The sequence below is a fragment of the Flavobacterium sp. SM15 genome (genome assembly GCF_022012335.1).
Taxonomy (GTDB): Bacteria; Bacteroidota; Bacteroidia; order Flavobacteriales; family Flavobacteriaceae; genus Flavobacterium.
This window is the reverse complement of sequence record NZ_JAKLTO010000004.1, coordinates 22,190-41,710: the sequence shown is the minus strand read 5'-3', so window position 1 is coordinate 41,710 and position 19,521 is coordinate 22,190. Positions and strand designations below refer to the sequence as shown.

The following is a 19,521-nucleotide window of genomic DNA, read 5'->3' as shown; positions in this document are numbered from 1 at the left end:
ATCAGCTATGACTGCAGAATTACATAAAATAATTGCCTTTTTAGAAGAAATTGAACTCAAAACCATCGAAAAAGAATTAAACGACGATACTTTTCTGCCAGGACTTGAGTTAGGTCCGGATTGTCTTTACATTGATTATTCCAAATTGCAATATCCGGGTGATATACTTCACGAAGCCGGACATCTTGCCGTAACTTCTGCAAGTGAAAGAAAACTTATCGGTACCGATGCTATGGCTAAAGAATGGCCGTCTCAGGGCGATGAAATCGGTGCCATGTTATGGTCATATGCTGCAGCTAATCATTTAGAATTGCCTCTTGAAGTCGTTTTTCATAAAAATGGCTACAAGGGAAATTCTGATTGGCTCATTGAAAATTATTCGCAGAAGAATTTTATAGGATTACCTTTTTTGGAATGGGCCGGACTTGCCCTAAGTGCTGAGCGGGCTGAAAAAAATAACCGCAAAGCTTTTCCGGTAATGCAAAAATGGTTACGCGATTAATATGGACAACTTAATAAGACACATAAAATTCCCTATGGTTTTCGATGTGGAAAAATTGAAAATCGATGTGGAAAAAGTAGTGCCAATAAACTGGGTGGATCATTTCAATAAAAATGATTATGTTGGGAATTGGTCTTCCATTGCATTGATGTCGGAAGATGGGAAATCGGAAAACATTAGCGCAATGAATTTAGGGAACAAAAGCCTTATTTACACCGAAGCACTTAATTCCTGCAACTACTTTAAAAAAATCCTTGATGAACTATTATTCGAGAAAACATCGGTACGTTTATTACGATTAGCTGTTGGTGCGGAAATAAAACCTCATAAGGATTATTGTTTAGGTTATGAAGACGGATGCTTTCGTATTCATATTCCAATCATAACAAACCCGGAAGTTGAATTTATTCTAAACAATGAACGAATAATAATGAACGAAGGGGAATGCTGGTATATCGATGCTAACTTTACCCATTCCGTTACCAATAAAGGAAATGAAGATCGAATTCATCTGGTAATTGACGGAATCCGAAATAAATGGACTGATGCTTTATTTTTTAAAGAAGCTGACCAAACCAATTTCATCAAACCAGTTCCTGAATTAAAAGAAACAGATAAAGAACGAATCATAGAAGAATTGAAACGACAAAACACAGCTACTGCCACTAAAATTATCCAAAATTTGAGGTAAATAATTTGGTTGTGTTTTTCTTTTCCGATTAAAAACTATCTTAGCGGTATGCAACAAAACCTGCTTGAAACTCCCATAGAATATTTAAAAGGCGTTGGCCCACAGCGCGGGGATTTGTTGCGCAAGGAACTTAATATTCATCGTTACGGCGATTTAATCAATTTATATCCAAATCGTTATATTGACCGAACCCGATACTACAAAATCAATGAGTTGCAAAACAGCAATTCGGAAGTTCAAGTTGTCGGGAAAATCATCAATATAAAAACCGTTGAACAAAAAAAAGGAAAACGCTTAGTTGCCACTTTTGTTGACGATACCGGACAAATGGAACTCGTTTGGTTTCAAGGTCATAAATGGATACGCGAAAGTCTGAAAATCAATGTTGTGTATGTGATTTTTGGCAAAACCACTTCGTTTAACGGTGTTTTTAATATGGCGCATCCGGAAATGGAACTGCTTGAGGAACATAAAGCAAGTTTAAGAAGCGCCATGCAGCCGGTTTATCCAAGTACGGAAAAACTGAGCAATAAAGGGATTTCCAACAAAGTCATCAACAAAATAATGCAGCAATTGTTCATGGAAACCCAAGCTTTATTTACAGAAACTTTACCAGGTTATTTACTGGAAGAGTTGAAGCTGATTCCGAAAAACGCTGCCTTATTCAACATCCATTTTCCTAAAAATCAGGATTTTTTAGCTAAGGCGCAATTTCGATTGAAGTTTGAAGAATTGTTCTTTATTCAATTACAACTCATTACCAAAAACCTCATCCGAAAACACAAAATAAAAGGACATCCCTTTGAAAACGTTGGCGATTATTTTACCAATTTTTACAACAATCATCTTCCGTTTGATTTGACCAATGCTCAGAAAAAAGTACTTAAGGAAATTCGAAATGATTTAGGAAGCAACGCACAAATGAATCGTCTCTTACAAGGTGATGTGGGTTCCGGAAAAACCATCGTAGGATTAATGAGTATGCTTTTGGCTTTGGATAATGGATTTCAAGCATGTTTGATGGCTCCGACAGAAATTCTTGCCTCTCAACATTTCAACGGAATCACGGAATTAGCCAAAGACTTGAACCTCAACATAAAACTATTAACCGGTTCTACTAAAACTGCCGACAGGAAAATCATTCACGAAGAACTTGAAAATGGCAGTTTACACATTATCATCGGAACCCATGCTTTGCTTGAAGATAAAGTGAAGTTCAAAAATTTAGGTTTAGCAATAATAGACGAACAACATCGTTTTGGTGTAGAACAACGAAGTAAATTATGGAAGAAGAACGAAGTGCCACCACATGTTTTAGTGATGACCGCAACGCCAATTCCCCGAACTCTTGCCATGAGTTTATATGGTGATTTGGATGTTTCCGTAATCGATGAATTACCACCGGGACGAAAACCGATAACAACAGTGCATCGCTACGACAACAATCGTTTGAAAGTTTGGAAATTCATTCGCGATGAAATTGCGAAAGGAAGACAGATTTACATCGTGTATCCGCTCATTCAGGAATCTGAAAAAATGGATTATAAAGATTTAATGGATGGTTTTAATGGAATTACACGCGATTTCCCTTTACCACAATATTCGGTTTCCATCGTTCACGGACAAATGAAACCAGCGGAAAAAGATGCTGAAATGAAACGTTTTTCTGAAGGTAAAACCAATATTATGGTGGCCACAACCGTTATCGAAGTTGGTGTAAATGTTCCTAATGCCAGCGTAATGATCATTGAAAGCGCCGAACGTTTTGGTTTATCGCAATTGCATCAGTTACGCGGTCGTGTTGGTCGTGGTGCCGAACAGAGTTACTGTATTTTGATGACCGGTCATAAATTAAGCAACGATACCAAAACACGAATCGAAACCATGTGTTCCACTAATGACGGTTTCGAAATAGCGGAAGTCGATTTAAAACTACGAGGACCGGGCGATATTATGGGAACCCAACAAAGCGGCGTCTTGAATTTACAGATTGCCGATTTAGTCAAGGACCGTGAAATTCTGCAATTGGCACGTCATTGTGCCATTAAACTTTTAAAAGATGATGCTTCGATGGAAAAACCGGAACATCAGACTTTACGAAGGGTTTTTATCGAACTTGGAAAAAAACAGAATATTTGGAATTATATCAGTTAAATTATGAATTATGAATTATGAATTATGAATTATGAAATCATTTAATTTTTAAATCTTTCAATTAAAAAATGGTACAATACAATACTAAGGACTGGATTACTTTTATTTTTCGTTTTCATAAGTCGGATACTTTTCGTCAGTTATTGCCTATTATGTTTTTTATTGGACTTTATTCCGGAATTGTTGGCTGGTTGGAAGTGGAGTATCTAAATCTTCCCGAAAAAAGCTATGTAAGAAACCTTGGCACTATGCACGGAATGCTTGGCTTTGTAATTTCTTTATTATTGGTTTTCAGAACCAATACTGCTTACGATCGTTGGTGGGAAGGCCGAAAAATGTGGGGAAGTTTGGTAAACAACAGTCGAAATTTTGCTATAAAACTTTCTGCGATTTTAAAAAACGACCATGACAGGGCTTTTTTTAAAAAAACGATTCCGAGTTATGCTTCAATTTTAAACAAACACCTTAAAAACGAAGAAACCGGATTAATGCTCTTTGAAGGACTGGATTTAAAAATCGATCATGAAAAGCACCGTCCGAATCAAGTGGCAAAAATGATGTTTGAGAAGATAAACGATTTGTATACTTCAGGAAAAATAACCGGCGATCAGCTGATTATTCTTAACAATGAAATACAATCGTTTACAGATATTTGCGGCGCATGTGAACGGATTAAAAATACGCCTATTCCCTACTCTTACAGTGCATTCCTTAAGAAATTCATTTTCTTTTATGTGATGACCTTACCTTTCGGATATGCTTTTTCTCTTGGTTATTATGTAGTTCCGGTTGTTGTATTCATCTTTTATGTTTTGGCGAGTTTGGAGTTGATTGCAGAAGAAATAGAAGACCCTTTCGGGAACGATGAGAATGATTTGCCAACCAAAAAAATATCGGAAAACATCAAACGTCATGTAGAGGAAATTTTGTGATATTATTAGAAATTTAAAGCAAACGAAATTTATTTTAAGTATATTTATTTATCTGAAAACAAACGAACTGCTTATTTCTTTTGCCTAAATGAATAACATAAGAACATTGCTCCAAACTCCGGTTCTATCCAATGAAAAATCATTAAAAACCTTAGTAGAGAACCGCACGGTGTATTCGCTGAACAATTGCGAATTGAATCTGTTTGAAACCTATCAGGAATCACAACTCGTTCCTTTAAAATTTAACGACTTGGTAGTAACCAGTATGTTACGAGGCAAAAAAGTAATGCATCTTTTTGATGATCCTGAGTTTGAGTATCTCCCGGGCGAAACGGTAATCATTCCATCCAATGTAGAAATGAAAATTGATTTTCCTGAGGCTTCAAAACACAACCCTACACAATGTTTGGCGCTGGCAATCGATCATTTTAAGATTAACGAAACCCTGCAATTCTTAAACGAACGTTATCCCAAAGAAGGACAAAACAATTTCTGGAAACTGGATTATGATAATTATTTCTTCTACAACAATGTAGAATTGGCTTCGACCATTAACAAGCTGATTAAAGAATGTATGAGCAATTCCATTACCAAAGATGCTTTAGCGGATTTGACCCTTCAGGAATTATTGGTGCGTATTATTCAAACCCAAACGGCAAAAGCCATTAATACCAACAAACTAAACGATAAAAACAACCCAATGGTTCCGGTTTTGGAATACATCCGAACCAATATCCGTGAAAACATAAACCTGAAAGACCTCAGCAATAAAGCTTGCATGAGCCCAACTTCGTTTTACCGCTATTTCAAAAGAGAATTAGGTATGAGTCCAATCGAATTTATTCTCAATGAGAAGATAAAGCAAGCTAAACAACTTCTGAAAGATCCAAACATTCAGATTAACGAAGTAAGCTATGCTTCAGGGTTTGAAGACTCGAATTATTTCATCCGGATCTTTAAAAAATATGAGGGCGTTACCCCAAAACAATATCAGTTAATGAACTTTGTAAATTAGTAGGTATAGTAACGAACCGGTTCCAGATTTTTCAATTCCTCTTCAGTAAACAAACGATAACGGATCACAAACGTTTTGCCGTAAGGAGCTTCTAAAGAAAATCCGCCAACACCAAAACCTTCAGCAATATCTAAGGTAAAATGGGCGTGTTTCCAGTACTCAAACAAATCTTTATCGAGCCAGAAATCAATTCCTTCTACCTGACCGATACAAACATCTGCAGTTCGCAAAAAAACAGCATTTTTCTCCAGACATTGTGGTTGCGTTCCCTCACAACAACCGCCCGCCTGATAAAATAATAAATCCCTGAACGATTTTTTAAGCAAAACAACCATTTCTTTTGCTTTGTCGGTTATTTCAATTCTTTTCAACATACTTCCAATTTTGCAATTAGTAAAAAAGTGCTCCCGAAAGAGCACTCTTAACAAACAACCAGAAACTTCAACTATTAAAAAAATCCTAACTTATTTTTGTTGTAAGAAATCAGCATGTTTTTGGTTTGTCGGTAATGATCCAGCATCTGTTTATGGTTTTCACGACCGATTCCCGATTGTTTATATCCCCCAAACGGAGCACCAGCCGGATAGGCATGATACTGGTTCACCCAAACACGGCCCGCTTGAATTGCTCTTGGAACCAAATACAACTCATGTGCATCCCTTGTCCAAACTCCCGCTCCTAAACCATAAATGGAATCATTGGCAATTGCAATGGCTTCTTCAGTGGTTTTGAATGTAGTAACCGCTAAAACTGGCCCGAAAATTTCTTCCTGGAAAATGCGCATTTTATTGTTTCCTTTAAAAATTGTCGGTTGGATGTAAAAGCCATCGTCCAAATCGTTTCCAAAAGCATTTACTTCGCCACCTAACAAAAGTTCTGCCCCTTCTTCTTTTCCTAAATTGATGTAAGTCATTATTTTATCCTTCTGTATTTTGGAAGCCTGTGCTCCCATCATCACATTAGGATCTAAAGGATTTCCCGTTTTTACGCTTTTTACACGCGCAATAAGTAGTTCCATAAACTTGTCGTAGATGGATTCATGGATCAGTAATCTTGAGGGACAAGTACAGATTTCTCCTTGATTCAAACAATATAAAGCTGCTCCTTCTAAAGCTTTGTCTAAAAATTCATCGTCGTGATCCATTACTGATGGGAAAAAAATGTTTGGCGACTTTCCTCCTAATTCCAAAGTTACTGGAACAATATTTTCCGTAGCGTACTGCATCACCATTCTTCCCGTAGCAGTTGAGCCGGTAAAGGCAGCTTTGGAAACTTTTGGATTGGTCACCAAATGTCTTCCCAATTCTGCACCAAAACCGTTTACGATATTTACAACGCCCGCCGGAAGCAAATCACCTATGATTTCCATAAGAACCATAATCGATACCGGAGTATTTTCTGCAGGTTTCAATACTACACAATTTCCTGCAGCTAATGCAGGCGCTAACTTCCAAACTGCCATTAAAATCGGAAAATTCCACGGAATGATTTGCGCCACTACTCCTATTGGCTCGTGAACAATCAAAGAAACCGTGTGCTCATCCAATTCGTTTACAGAACCTTCTTCCGCCCGGATTACACTGGCAAAATAACGAAAATGGTCAATTGCTAAAGGAATGTCGGCTGCCATGGTTTCACGAATCGCTTTTCCGTTATCGACCGTTTCGGCTGCAGCAATCAATTCAAGATTGTCCTCGATTACTTGTGCAATTTTAAATAATAAATTACTTCTGTTAGTTGCTGAGACTTTACTCCAGCTTTTAAAGGCTTCGGCAGCTTTATCCACCGCTAGATTGATATCTTCTTTAGTAGATCGGGCGGCTTGGGTAAAAACTTTACCGTCGATTGGGGAAACTACATCAAAATACTGACCGTATATCGGGGCTACAAATTTTCCTCCAATATAGTTATCATACTTAGACTTAAACTCGGGTCTTTGAATTAAATTGCTCATAATTTCAATTTGTTATTTGTTTGTTTACTTCCAAATTTAGTTTCAAAGCATTGTTAAAAAATAGCACGATATTTCCAATTAACAGCACATTTTATGCAAGATAAACCGCTTGTTTTCAGAAAGTATGTTTCAGAATTATGAAATCTATGTTAAAGAAATTTTTTAACTTTAAAGAAAAAACGATGCTACGAAAACCATCAATTTTGTTGATTGCATTACTGATATCATTATTCATGAGTAATTGCAAAGAGAGTGCAGCCAAAGAAATTGCCGAAAAACACAATTACTTTCAAAAAAGCAATGATTCCATTCAAACCGGAGGTATAAAAGTAATCCCGATTGAAACCTCTAAAGGCAAATTCAACGTATGGACAAAACGTATCGGCAATAACCCGAAAATAAAACTCTTATTATTAAATGGAGGTCCCGGTTGTACCCATGAGTATTTCGAATGTTTTGAAAGTTTCTTGCCCGCAGAAAGCATTGAATTTATTTATTACGATCAGTTAGGGTGTGGCAATTCAAACAATCCGAATGATGTTTCCATGTGGGATTTACCACGCTATGTGGAAGAAGTTGAACAGGTTCGTAAAGCATTGAATCTTACAAAAGATAATTTTTATCTGCTTGGCCATTCCTGGGGAGGTATTTTGGCGATGGAATATGCGTTGAAATACCAAAACAACATGAAAGGCCTGATCATTTCCAACATGATGTCTGATGCTCCAGCCTACGGAAAATATGCTGATGAAGTTTTAGCCAAACAAATGGATCCGGAAGTTTTAAAACAAATTAGGGAAATCGAAGCGAAAAAAGATTTTTCCAATCCAAAATACATGGAGTTGCTTATGCCGCATTTTTACAATAAACATATCTGTAGAATACCAATAAAAGAATGGCCGGAGCCTATGAACCGCTCCTTCTCCAAAATGAATCAATCGCTATACGTGACCATGCAGGGACCAAGCGAATTTGGTATTTCAGGGAAACTGGAGAAATGGAGCTGTTTTGAAAAATTAAAAACCATTTCAATTCCAACGCTGGTTATCGGTGCAAAATATGACACCATGGATCCAAAACACATGGAAGCCATGTCAAGACAAGTTCCAAAAGGACGTTATTTGTTCTGTCCCAACGGAAGCCATATGTGTTTTTATGATGATCAGAACAATTATTTTAACGGTCTGATTTCGTTTCTTAAAAAATAAAAACTTCAATTTTTCAGATTTATTTATAAATATTTTAACTTCTTAAATAGGTTACAAAGCTTATATTTGTGTCTTTTGTGGTATAAGAATAAACCTATGAAATCGAATTGGTACAATAAATTACTCTGTAAAGCTTACATCTTGTTGATACTAACAACATGTAGTTTTGTGCGCAGTCAATCAAAATGTTATAATTCCGATTTTTCAGCAGGTGATTTTACTGGCTGGACAGGCTATTATGGAACCTATCAAATACCCGGTCAGAATGAAGGAATTTTAGAAAACGATAGGCACGGTATAATACTTACTCCTTTTCAGGATTATAATACCTGTAACCAACTTACTTCCGTTCCACCCGGAGAAAATTTTTCAGCAAAACTTGGAAACTCAATGGGGGGTGGTGAAGCAGAAAAATTGGTTTTCAATGTTTCGGTAACTGAAGACACTGCTCTTTTTATCTATAAATATGCAGTTGTATTGGAGGATCCGGGACATCCAATGTCTGCACAGCCAAGATTCAGCATGCGGGTATTAGATTCTAACAACCATGTTATTAATCCAGCCTGTGGTGTTTACAATGTATATGCAGGGCAACCGAATCAAGATTTCAGAATTTGTGAACTAACTGGCGTTACTTGGCTTCCCTGGAAAACAGTAGGTTTGGATTTAACCCCTTACATTGGACAAAATTTATCCATAGAATTCATTACACGCGATTGTGCTTATCAGGAACATTTTGGATATGCTTATATAACGGCAAAATGTGTTCCATTAAGAGCAAACGTAAGACTTTGCAGCGAAGGCGATTCTTTTACTTTAACAGGTCCAAATGGTTTTGCATCCTATAATTGGTTTTATCAAGGACAACCTATAGGAACTCCATCACAAAGTATAACACTACCTCTTGCCGATTATGCTGTAGGATCCGTATTCCAATGTAACATGATTGCTTATAGTAATGGCAATACTTGTCCAGTAACTACCCAGGCAGTACTAACCGACCGAACAATTATAACTCCAAATTTTAACGAGACCGCTCCATGCAACAACAATAACAATACCAATCTGATCCCAATAAATTTTAATAACCAATCAACAATTGTAAATGGTGTAGTGACAGGATATCATTGGGATTTTGGAGATGATACAGAGTCTACCGAACAGCATCCTTCCCACATCTTTACAACTCCCGGAACTTATACGGTTAAACTCACAGTAACTTCCGAAAGCGGTTGTAGCTCAAGCATTTCTAAAAATGTTGTAATTGGAGTCAACAGTTTGCCTGAACCAATTCTTGATGCAAACTATACTTTTTGCTTTAGCTATTCATTAACGTTAGCCAGCATTAATGCAAACGGACAAAATTTACTTTGGTACAACTCTCCGACTTCGCTTACACCTTTACCTTTTAATCAGCCACTTACAAACACAACTTATTATTCCACACTCATAACAAACGGATGCCCAGGCCCAAGAAAAGCAGTAAACATAGAAGTTTTAACAGTTCCATTGCCTCAAGGGAATACTTTGCAAAAATTCTGTAAAATAGAGGTTCCTACTATTTCTGATTTAATTGCAACCGGAAATTCCATTAAATGGTATTCCTCATCTACCGCAACAACACCTTTAGCAACCACAACACCTTTAACAACTAACACTTATTTTGCCTCACAATCTAGTTCTGAAGGCTGTGAAAGTAATAGGCTTGCCGTTTCTGTAATTGTAGATGACTTTACCTCAGATCTTCCAGATGATTATGATTTAAAATTATGCAACGATAGCAGCCCTGCCATAAGAGATTTGAATATAACTCAAAAAAGGTTACTGTTTTATGAGAGCATTTCTTCAACAACGCCGCTTTCTGAAAATCAAATTGTAAATGATGACAGTACTTTCTATGTATCTATGATTGATCCTATAACTGGTTGTGAAAGCAGTGATCGATTTGTAATAACAGTGCAATTCAAACCCTGTCAGGTTGAAATTTACAATATGGTTTCAATCGACAATAATTATTTAAATGATTATTTAGCCATAAAAAACATTGAGTCCTTTCCAGAAAACTCCCTTGAAATTTATAATCGTTACGGACAACTGGTATATGAAACTCAACGTTATGGTATTGATGGTAATCTTTTCTATGGAATAGCCAACGCAGGAACTATATACAAAAAGGGCGAAAAGTTACCAACCGGAACCTATTACTACATTATTACTTACACTGGTAATAATTCGCTTATTAATGACACCAAAAAAGGATTCCTATATATTACCAATAATGAATAACTTTTTCAAGAACATCCTTCATTTGGTAATTGTTTCCATTACCCTATTAAGCAATTCCGTTTGGTCCCAAAACGACCCGAAACTTTCCATTTTTAATTACAATCCTTTACAATACAATCCAGCTTTTGCCGGTTCTGCAGACGGGTTTTATATTATAGGAATTCATTCTACACAATGGTATGGTTTTGAAGGAGCACCAAATACACAATACTTATCAGCTCATACAAAATTACCTGAAAGCAAAACAGGTTTAGGTGTAAGCTTCTATAACGATACGGCTGGACCTGTAAGAGAATATAACATCGATGGAAATTATGCCCATTATTTAGATTTAAACAATAATTATAAACTTGCATTAGGGCTAAAAGCTGGATTACATTCCAACATACTTGATATCAACTTGTTAAAAAGACAGCATCCTGAAGAAGACATTTACGGTTACGACAAAACACAAAATCTAACACCGGTTCTTGGAGTTGGATTTAATCTATATAACGAGAAGTTTTACATCGGTGTCTCAACTCCTAATCTGCTTACAACAAAATATTACAATCCCTCGTTTGCCTATGTTTATGCAAAAAGAAAAGGATATTATTATCTAACTACCGGCTATAAACTAACACTCGATCACGAGTTTACATTAACACCTGCAATTCTTACAAGAGTCACAGAAGGCGCACCGATTAGCGTGATGTCTTCATTAAATTTGAATTGGAGAGAAAAATACCTGGGCGGAATCAATTTTGAATACAACTCAAGCATAGGTGCTTTTTTTGGCGTTAAAGTTTTAGAAAATTTAAAGGCCGGTTATGCTTACGATTACTCGATCAATAATTTCAGTAATTACAATAACGGCATTCATACTTTCTTTTTAAGTTACACCCTCGAAAACAATAATAGCGAAAAGTGCTCGTGCCACATTTATTAGAAGTGCTTTCAATTAAAAATCAAATTGATTCATTATCGAATTATACTTATCTTTGCACACTTATTAAAACGATACAGAAATGCGCATATCCTACAATTGGTTAAAACAATTCATAAAATTAGATTGGAATTCGGAAGAAACCTCTGCATTATTGACCGATTTAGGTCTTGAAGTAGAAGGCGTTGATAAATACGAAAGCCTTAAAGGAGGACTTGAAGGTGTTGTGGTAGGACATGTTCTTACCTGCGTTCAACATTCCAATGCCGATAAATTAAGAGTAACCACTGTAGATATTGGAGCGGAAGCACCAGTGCAAATTGTTTGTGGGGCTCCAAATGTAGCTGTTGGTCAGAAAGTACCTGTGGCTACCATCGGAACCAAATTGTATGACAAAGAAGGAAACGCTTTCGAGATTAAAAAAGGAAAAATCCGAGGGGAAGAAAGTCATGGAATGATTTGTGCCGAAGACGAATTGGGTCTAGGTGAAGGTCATGACGGAATCATGGTTTTAGATGAAAAACTGGTTCCGGGAACTCCGGCTTCCAAAGTATTCAACATTGAAACCGATGAAGTTTTCGAAATCGGATTGACTCCAAACCGCGCCGATGCAATGAGCCATTGGGGTGTTGCCCGTGATCTACGAGCAGGTTTAATTCAAAAAGGAGTGAATCACACCGAATTGATGACGCCTTCGGTAAGTAAATTCAAAGTTGAAAAACGTACCCTGAAAGTAGACGTTAAAGTTGAAGATTCAAAATTAGCACCGAGATACTGCGGGGTTACCATTTCAGGAATCACTGTAAAACCATCACCAAGCTGGTTACAGAACCGTTTGAAAGCAATCGGTTTAACTCCAAAAAACAATATTGTAGACGTTACTAATTATGTTTTACACGAATTAGGACAGCCGTTACACGCTTTTGATGCAGCGAAAATAAAAGGAAGTAAAGTTGTTGTTAAGACAATGCCGGCGGGAACCAAATTCGTTACCCTTGATGAGGTCGAACGAATTCTACACGAAGAAGATTTAATGATTTGCGACGAAAGTGGCCCAATGTGTATTGCTGGTGTTTTCGGAGGTAAAAACTCGGGAGTTACTGAAAACACAAACGCTATTTTCCTTGAAAGTGCCTATTTCAACCCGGTTTCCATTCGTAAGACTGCAAAACGTCATACCTTAAGTACAGATGCTTCTTTTCGTTTTGAAAGAGGAATCGACCCAACTATTACTGAATATGCTCTAAAACGTGCTGCCCTATTAATTCAGGAAGTTGCCGGAGGAGAAATCACTTCAGATCCTATCGATATTTACCCTAAAAAAATTGAAGATTTCTCAGTTTTATTGAACTTCAACAACGTAAATAAAATCATCGGACAGGAAATCCCTAAAGAAACAATCAAAAAAATATTGGTGTCGTTAGACATAAAAGTAAACAGTGTTTCTGATGCCGGATTAGGTTTGGTTATTCCTGCGTACCGTGTGGATGTTCAGCGTGAAATCGATGTAATTGAAGAAATTTTGAGAGTTTACGGATACAACAACATTGGTTTTACCACAAAACTAAATGCTTCCATTTCAAACTCATCAAGAACAGAAGATTATAAAATTCAAAACCTTATTGCTAATCAATTGGTTTCACAGGGTTTTAATGAAATGATGGCGAATTCTTTAACCTCTCCAGACTATATCAAGTTGTCGGACAAATTAAAAGAAGAATTCAATGTACTGATGCTTAATCCGTTAAGTAACGATTTATCTGCTATGCGTCAATCGTTGCTTTTCAGTGGATTGGAAGCAGTTTCGTATAACATCAACCGAAAAAAGTCAGATTTAAAATTATTTGAATTCGGAAAAAGTTACCACAAAATGCCTTCAGGTTATGAAGAAAATAAGCATTTGACTCTATTAGTAACCGGAAACAGGCAAATGGAGAATTGGAATTCCTCTGAAAAACCTTCGGATTTCTTCTTGTTCAAAGGATATGTTAATGCTATTTTATCACGATTAGGATTAGAAAAAACGACCAGTCAACCTCTTGATAATGATGTTTTTGCTGAAGGTATTGCTTATTCGACAGGAAAAGAAATTCTTGTAGAATTCGGTACCGTAAAAAAATCAATACTGAAACATTTCGATATTAAACAGGAAGTTTTATTTGCAGATTTTAACTGGGGGGAAATCCTGAAATTAATTTCGACTAAAATTAAATTTGTTGAAATACCAAAATATCCGGAAGTTAGACGTGATTTGGCTTTGCTGGTAGATTCTTCAATTCAATTTGAACAGGTTTATTCTATTGCTAAACAAACTGAAAAATCGCTTCTGAAGGATATCAATTTGTTTGATGTTTATGAAGGCACAAACCTACCGGAAGGAAAAAAATCGTATGCTGTAAGTTTTATGCTTCAAGACAATTCCAAAACGCTTACTGATGCTCAAATTGACAAAATCATGAGCAAATTACAGCAAAATTTTGAAAAAGAGATTGGGGCAACCTTAAGATAATATCTTTTAAAAAAAGCATATTTAAGAATCCTGCAAGTCAAGTACTTTGCAGGATTTTATTTTATAAATACTCACATATTTACTTGATTTTCAGCAAACAAATAACTAAATTAGAGTAATCATAATATTCATGATGATGCTTCTAAAAAAGACAAATATTCATGAAAAACTGATTACTAAACGCAGTAATTCAGGAACAATATCGGATCAATTAGAAACCGTAAGGCTTTTACTGGCTAAAGAGGAAGACAAACGAATTGTCATTAGAAAGAAACTGTATTCTAAATCTGAAAAAAACTTCAATGCCTTCGAATTCGATTTGCTGAAAACTGAAAGAATCTTTCACATAAAACAAATAAAAGAAACCTGCATCGAATACCGTTTGCGTTTTTTAGACAGCCATTTATACAAAGTGCCTTTTCCAGAAGAAGTAATCACACAAATCAAATATCTGGAAAAACAACATCAAATTCAATTGGAAGGGTTTAAACTAATGGCACCTTCCAAAGTATTTCAGTTAAAACGATACGATGATCCGATTCTCTTTGCTCCTATTGGAAATGATTATTATTATCTGATACATAAATGGGGTAACGATTTACACCCTCTAAGAAAGTGGCTTGTGTTACCTTTTAGAAACTTGCCAAATCTTTTATTGTTCTTTATGGTAGTCAGCTTTATTTGCAGTGCATTACTTCCTGATAAATTTTACGGCATTGAAATGAATGGTACCATGAAATTTGTTTCATTCCTGTTCATTTTTAAATATTGGTGTGCTGTAGGTTTGTATTATGGAGTATCGCATGGCAAAAACTTCAACATCAATATCTGGAATAGTAATTTTGGAGGATAACTTAAAGCAAAAAAATCCCGACTACAATTTGCAATCGGGACAGGAAGTATGAAATTAACTAAAGTTAATTTTTAATAAACTTCGTATTAGCTGTTCCTTTATTAGAATTAATTTTAATAAAATAGTTTCCAGCCGATAAACTTGAAACATCTACTTTATTTACATTCTGTGCATTCGGAATAACCAGAACCAACTGACCTAAAGCGTTGTAAATATTTATCGAACTTATTTTAATAGTTTGTTTGGTTTCAATATTCAATACATCGTTTATTGGGTTTGGATATACCGCGAAATAATATCCATAATCAAAATCCTGATTACTTAATGCTTGAATTGTAGTTACAGCTGTATTTGTTATAATCGGTAAGTTGTAATCAAAATAAATGCTTGCTGAATTACTGAAAGTATCTCCTTCTACCAAAGTAGGTTTGGTCTTAATTTTAAACACAACATAACCGTCATTATTTGCATCATCAAAAGGAAGATTAATGTTTTCGAAAATAAATTCTACTTTATCATCCTTGATTCTTGTAAAATAATTGTGACTACCTTTAATTGGAACAATTGAATTAACATCAAACTTATTAGTGTCGATCATGTCTTTTACCACGATGTTTTCTGCTGGATAAGTTCCTGTATTTTCAAAACGAATCATGTAATGCACATACTTCCCTACTTCGTTTAACGCCAAAGCATTTCCTTGCAAACAAGTTTTATCGTTTGGATCAAAAGAATTTACTACTATTTGATTAAATACAAAAGTATTATCCTGTGGTGTTTCATCTGCAACTATTGGGCTAAGTGCAACAGTAAAACCCAATTGATCTCCAGCATTAACCGCCGGTGTATCTGTTGGAGCATTGATACGCATTTTAACTCTAATTACTCTTTTTTCATAAGGCAGTAAATTAGTGTAATTCCAGCTTAAAGTATTTAAAGCTTGTGAATTGACTATCGGAGCTGCATCAATAACATCCATCTTTGAATCGTCAAAAGTTAATGCAATTGAACCTGATTGCACCTGATTTCCCTTATTTCGGTAAAGCAAAGCATACTCACTGCTAAAACCAGGTCTTGCTGGCATCAATGGTACTATTACAGTCTCTAAATCTGGATGAACACCATTCGCTTTCACACAAAAATCCTGAGAAAAAGGACTTGCTTGTGTTGGAAATGTAACGGATGTTGATACAGGTGAAACATTAAAATAAGTAGGATTTTCTAAAACAGGGGTTATGGTATGTGTACCCGCCAAAACCGGTATCGAATAATTTCCGGAAGGATATCCGATATAAACTCCCGAAGTAGTTCCATCTGTAACAGAATATTTTAAATTAGAAAAAATTGCATCTGATGCTTCACAACTTGTATTATAGTTAGAATCAAATTTCGAAGTACCTTCAATTCTATAAGTAGTTCCACCGGGAACAAAAGAACAATACGAATTAACACTACAATTAGTATAACCTTGTTGTATTACTCTAATCTGAAAAGCTTCTTGCTCGATATCATCAACACAAACATGTTGAAGATTAGGGTTATTTTGAATATCAAAAAAAACAGCTTGATTCCTGATGCCATTTTTTAAATTAATTGAATTTAGATTATTATTAGAACAGGAAAAAAAATCAAAATAAGTACCCGTAAAATCAAGCGAAGTTAGCAAGTTGTTACTACAATTAAAAAAACCTAATACTAAACCAGATACATCAATATTCGTTAACCGATTATTATAACAATGTAACAGCGTCAAATTCTCCACCCCAGCAACATTAAGGCTTGTAAGCTGATTGTAATGACATTTTAAACTGCCGAGATTAGTTTGACTTAAACCGTTTAAACTCAACAATTGGTTATTGCTACAATTTAGAGTTTGAAGATTCGTAAGGCTTGATACATCTATACTTGATAATTGATTGTGATCACAATCTAAAGTAATTAAACCTGTAAAAAAATTTATTCCCGAAAGATCTGAAATATTAGCATTGCTAATTTTTAATCCTGTAACAATCGATGCTTCAGCTTGGGTAATCTCTCCATCGCCATTTGCATCAATTGCAATGTTTGTATTATTACCGTAGGCTATAGTATTACCAGGTGCGGATTGTAATAATTTCGCTTTAAAATTAGCATCAGGGAAATTAATAACTTGAGCCTGTGAAATTGTTATCGTACAACACACCAACAGGAAAGAATAAAGTTTTTTCATATAGGGCTATCTTTACAAATATTAGATGCAAAATTTATATTTGGTTGCGTCGTAAGAAAAAAATCACAACCGTACTGGTTGGAATTTGTAAACTATTTCAAAAGTTATTGTTTAATAAACTTCGTATTAGCTGTTCCTTTATCAGAATTGATTTTGATAAAATAATTACCAGCCGATAAACTCGAAACATCAATTTTCCTCACATTCTGAGCACTAGGAATCACTAAAACCAATTGTCCTAAAGTGTTGTAAATATTGATAGAACTTATCTCAATTGTTTTTTTGGTTTCGATATTCAAAACATTATTTACCGGATTTGGATACACTGCAAAATAACTTCCGAACTCAAAATCCTGAGCACTTAACGCTTGAATAGTTGTTATAGCGGTATTAGTCACTATCGGGAAATTATAATCAAAATAAATACTTGCTGAATTGCTAAAAGTATCTCCGTTTGTTAGTGTAGGCTTAGTTTTAATCTTAAACGCAACATATCCATCATTATTTGCGTCATCAAATGGCAAATTAATGTTTTCAAAGATGAATTCGACTTTATTTCCGCTGATTCTCGTAAAATAATTATGGCTTCCTTTCATCGGGACTAATGAATTGATATCAAACATATTGGCATCGATCATATCTTTCACCACTATGTTTTCTGCGGGAAATGTTCCGGTATTCTCAAAACGGATCATGTAATGCACATACTTCCCTACTTGACTTGGAGCAATTGTTGAACCTTCCAAACACGTCTTATCGTTAGGATCGAATGAGTTTACAACAGTTTGATTAAGAACAAAAGTATTGTCATTTGGAGTTTCGTCGGTTGCAGATGTAGTAATTGTTGCCGTATAGTCTAAAACATCTCCAGTGTTTACAACCGGTGTATCTGTTGATGCATTAATTTTCATAGTAAAGTAAATCGATCTTCTTTCAAAAGGCTTTAAACCAGCAAAATTCCAAGTCAAATTATTAACTGACTGACTAGCCGGAACTAATGAAGTTGCCACCAAATCCATTTTTGAATCATCAAAATTTAAAGAAACAGATCCGGATTGCAACTGATTTCCTTTGTTTACATAGGTTAACTCATAATTACTGTTAAAACCAGGTCTTGCAGGATTTGTGGGTAACAAAACTATTTCTAAATCAGGATGAACGCCATTTGGACTTATACAAAAATCTTGAACGTATGGACTTACCTCTGTTGGAAATGTAACTGAAAAAGAAGCCGGAGAAATATTAAAATAATCCGAGTTCTCCAAAATCGGTGTTATATTGTGTGTCCCAGCCTGAACCGGAATAGAATAATTTCCGGAAGAATTGGCTATCATAGCTCCTGTTACCGCTCCATTAGATATAGAGTATTTCAAATTAGGTAAGTTAATATCTGAAGCATCACAACCATTACTATCTATATCGTATTTTGAATTACCTTGAATTGTGTAAAAAACACCTCCCGGAGTGAAGGAGCAATAAGAGTTTACAACTACATTATTATAGCCTAATGAAGCACAAATACTCAAAACATTAGAAATTCTATTCTCATCAACACATATATATTCTAGATTAGGACAATCATTAAAATAAATCCCACTAGCAATCGCACTTGTCCCTATTTTATAGAATATCTGTTTTAAGTTTGGATTATCATAACAGAATAATTGTGTTAAATTATTCATGTGTGAAACGTCGATTGAAGTAAATAAATTGGACTGACAGGCTAATCTTAAAAATTTAGCATTGGAAAGATCAAGAGCTGTTATTTGATTTTCATAACAAAGCAATTCAATAGCAGATGGATGTATATTTTGTACTGTTAAAGTCGTCAATTGATTATTATAGCACTTTATATACTGAAGCATAGGAAAATCAGCAATCGAAAGACTTACTAAATTATTGTCCTGACAATTCAATTCAAACAACCTAGGTAAATTAGAAATAGTCAGGCTTGTTAATTGAGTGTTATTTCTACAACTCAAACTAATCAATTCATTGTGATTGGTCAATGCCAGATTAGTAATTAAATTATTATTACAAGTAAAAAAAGTAATATTATCAAAAAACTCCAAACCCGTTAAATCAGAAATATTTGATGAACTTACATCTAAATTAGAAACAGCATGCGCTTCAGTTTGAGTGATTTCTCCATCTGAATTAGCATCAATTCCCAAAGAAATAAGCTTTGCCTTAAAATTAGCATCCGGAAAATTAATGTTTTGGGCATTGGAAACTACAAAGCAGCCAAAAGCAACTAGCAAAAAGTAAAATTTCTTCATTAGG

General features: G+C 35.3%; 14 protein-coding genes. 10 read left to right on the top strand and 4 right to left on the bottom strand.

The features are described from left to right. The first annotated feature begins 7 nt into the window (after positions 1-7). From LZZ90_RS07965 to LZZ90_RS07945, 5 genes are all read left to right on the top strand, one after another. Complete coding sequence (locus LZZ90_RS07965; RefSeq protein ID WP_237790160.1) at positions 8-502, top strand: hypothetical protein; 495 nt, start codon at positions 8-10, stop codon at positions 500-502. Position 503: 1 nt separating this feature from the next. After that, positions 504-1,193, top strand: a complete 690-nt coding sequence (locus LZZ90_RS07960; RefSeq protein ID WP_237790159.1) for an aspartyl/asparaginyl beta-hydroxylase domain-containing protein — start codon at positions 504-506, stop codon at positions 1,191-1,193. A gap of 48 nt (positions 1,194-1,241) precedes the next feature. After that, on the top strand, positions 1,242-3,347 hold the full coding sequence (gene recG, locus LZZ90_RS07955) for an ATP-dependent DNA helicase RecG (RefSeq protein WP_237790158.1): 2,106 nt from the start codon (positions 1,242-1,244) through the stop codon (positions 3,345-3,347). 68 nt (positions 3,348-3,415) lie between these two features. After that, positions 3,416-4,279 (top strand): bestrophin family protein, encoded by an 864-nt coding sequence (locus LZZ90_RS07950; RefSeq protein ID WP_237790157.1) that lies wholly within the window; start codon positions 3,416-3,418, stop codon positions 4,277-4,279. A gap of 88 nt (positions 4,280-4,367) precedes the next feature. Continuing rightward, positions 4,368-5,294, top strand: a complete 927-nt coding sequence (locus tag LZZ90_RS07945) for an AraC family transcriptional regulator (protein WP_237790156.1) — start codon at positions 4,368-4,370, stop codon at positions 5,292-5,294. Here the strand turns inward: LZZ90_RS07945 and LZZ90_RS07940 are convergent. Continuing rightward, positions 5,291-5,668 carry a DUF779 domain-containing protein gene (locus tag LZZ90_RS07940; RefSeq protein ID WP_237790155.1) on the bottom strand — a complete coding sequence of 126 codons (378 nt, stop codon included), beginning with the start codon at positions 5,666-5,668 and terminating at the stop codon, positions 5,291-5,293. The genes LZZ90_RS07945 and LZZ90_RS07940 overlap by 4 nt on opposite strands. A gap of 74 nt (positions 5,669-5,742) precedes the next feature. Then, positions 5,743-7,248 carry an aldehyde dehydrogenase family protein gene (locus LZZ90_RS07935; RefSeq protein WP_237790154.1) on the bottom strand — a complete coding sequence of 502 codons (1,506 nt, stop codon included), beginning with the start codon at positions 7,246-7,248 and terminating at the stop codon, positions 5,743-5,745. 182 nt (positions 7,249-7,430) lie between these two features. Here LZZ90_RS07935 and LZZ90_RS07930 point away from each other — a divergent pair, with 182 nt between their 5' ends. The 5 genes from LZZ90_RS07930 to LZZ90_RS07910 all read left to right on the top strand — a co-directional run bounded on the left by LZZ90_RS07930 (position 7,431) and on the right by LZZ90_RS07910 (position 15,029). Beyond that, positions 7,431-8,456 (top strand): proline iminopeptidase-family hydrolase, encoded by a 1,026-nt coding sequence (locus LZZ90_RS07930; RefSeq protein ID WP_237790153.1) that lies wholly within the window; start codon positions 7,431-7,433, stop codon positions 8,454-8,456. Positions 8,457-8,552: 96 nt separating this feature from the next. Next, the gene (locus tag LZZ90_RS07925) at positions 8,553-10,742 is read left to right on the top strand and encodes a gliding motility-associated C-terminal domain-containing protein (protein WP_237790152.1); all 2,190 of its coding nucleotides are present in this window, start codon (positions 8,553-8,555) and stop codon (positions 10,740-10,742) included. Continuing rightward, positions 10,735-11,670 carry a type IX secretion system membrane protein PorP/SprF gene (locus tag LZZ90_RS07920; protein WP_237790151.1) on the top strand — a complete coding sequence of 312 codons (936 nt, stop codon included), beginning with the start codon at positions 10,735-10,737 and terminating at the stop codon, positions 11,668-11,670. Before LZZ90_RS07925 ends, LZZ90_RS07920 begins: the two co-directional genes overlap by 8 nt. Before the next feature lie 79 nt (positions 11,671-11,749). Continuing rightward, on the top strand, positions 11,750-14,176 hold the full coding sequence (gene pheT / locus LZZ90_RS07915) for a phenylalanine--tRNA ligase subunit beta (RefSeq protein ID WP_237790150.1): 2,427 nt from the start codon (positions 11,750-11,752) through the stop codon (positions 14,174-14,176). 130 nt (positions 14,177-14,306) lie between these two features. Beyond that, positions 14,307-15,029 carry a hypothetical protein gene (locus tag LZZ90_RS07910; RefSeq protein ID WP_237790149.1) on the top strand — a complete coding sequence of 241 codons (723 nt, stop codon included), beginning with the start codon at positions 14,307-14,309 and terminating at the stop codon, positions 15,027-15,029. Between the two features lie 64 nt (positions 15,030-15,093). On the opposite strand, the gene LZZ90_RS07905 is transcribed toward LZZ90_RS07910, so the two are convergent. Both LZZ90_RS07905 and LZZ90_RS07900 read right to left on the bottom strand, forming a co-directional pair. Then, on the bottom strand, positions 15,094-17,238 hold the full coding sequence (locus LZZ90_RS07905; RefSeq protein ID WP_237790148.1) for a T9SS type A sorting domain-containing protein: 2,145 nt from the start codon (positions 17,236-17,238) through the stop codon (positions 15,094-15,096). Between the two features lie 104 nt (positions 17,239-17,342). Then, on the bottom strand, positions 17,343-19,517 hold the full coding sequence (locus LZZ90_RS07900) for a T9SS type A sorting domain-containing protein (protein ID WP_237790147.1): 2,175 nt from the start codon (positions 19,515-19,517) through the stop codon (positions 17,343-17,345). Positions 19,518-19,521 lie beyond the last annotated feature (4 nt).

Bases quoted from the DNA above. Each gene is read 5' to 3' on its own strand.
- LZZ90_RS07965 (WP_237790160.1), top strand. From the start codon at position 8: ATGACTGCAGAATTACATAAAATAATTGCCTTTTTAGAAGAAATTGAA.
- LZZ90_RS07960 (WP_237790159.1), top strand. From the start codon at position 504: ATGGACAACTTAATAAGACACATAAAATTCCCTATGGTTTTCGATGTG.
- recG (WP_237790158.1), top strand. From the start codon at position 1,242: ATGCAACAAAACCTGCTTGAAACTCCCATAGAATATTTAAAAGGCGTT.
- LZZ90_RS07950 (WP_237790157.1), top strand. From the start codon at position 3,416: ATGGTACAATACAATACTAAGGACTGGATTACTTTTATTTTTCGTTTT.
- LZZ90_RS07945 (WP_237790156.1), top strand. From the start codon at position 4,368: ATGAATAACATAAGAACATTGCTCCAAACTCCGGTTCTATCCAATGAA.
- LZZ90_RS07940 (WP_237790155.1), bottom strand. From the start codon at position 5,668: ATGTTGAAAAGAATTGAAATAACCGACAAAGCAAAAGAAATGGTTGTT.
- LZZ90_RS07935 (WP_237790154.1), bottom strand. From the start codon at position 7,248: ATGAGCAATTTAATTCAAAGACCCGAGTTTAAGTCTAAGTATGATAAC.
- LZZ90_RS07930 (WP_237790153.1), top strand. From the start codon at position 7,431: ATGCTACGAAAACCATCAATTTTGTTGATTGCATTACTGATATCATTA.
- LZZ90_RS07925 (WP_237790152.1), top strand. From the start codon at position 8,553: ATGAAATCGAATTGGTACAATAAATTACTCTGTAAAGCTTACATCTTG.
- LZZ90_RS07920 (WP_237790151.1), top strand. From the start codon at position 10,735: ATGAATAACTTTTTCAAGAACATCCTTCATTTGGTAATTGTTTCCATT.
- pheT (WP_237790150.1), top strand. From the start codon at position 11,750: ATGCGCATATCCTACAATTGGTTAAAACAATTCATAAAATTAGATTGG.
- LZZ90_RS07910 (WP_237790149.1), top strand. From the start codon at position 14,307: ATGATGATGCTTCTAAAAAAGACAAATATTCATGAAAAACTGATTACT.
- LZZ90_RS07905 (WP_237790148.1), bottom strand. From the start codon at position 17,238: ATGAAAAAACTTTATTCTTTCCTGTTGGTGTGTTGTACGATAACAATT.
- LZZ90_RS07900 (WP_237790147.1), bottom strand. From the start codon at position 19,517: ATGAAGAAATTTTACTTTTTGCTAGTTGCTTTTGGCTGCTTTGTAGTT.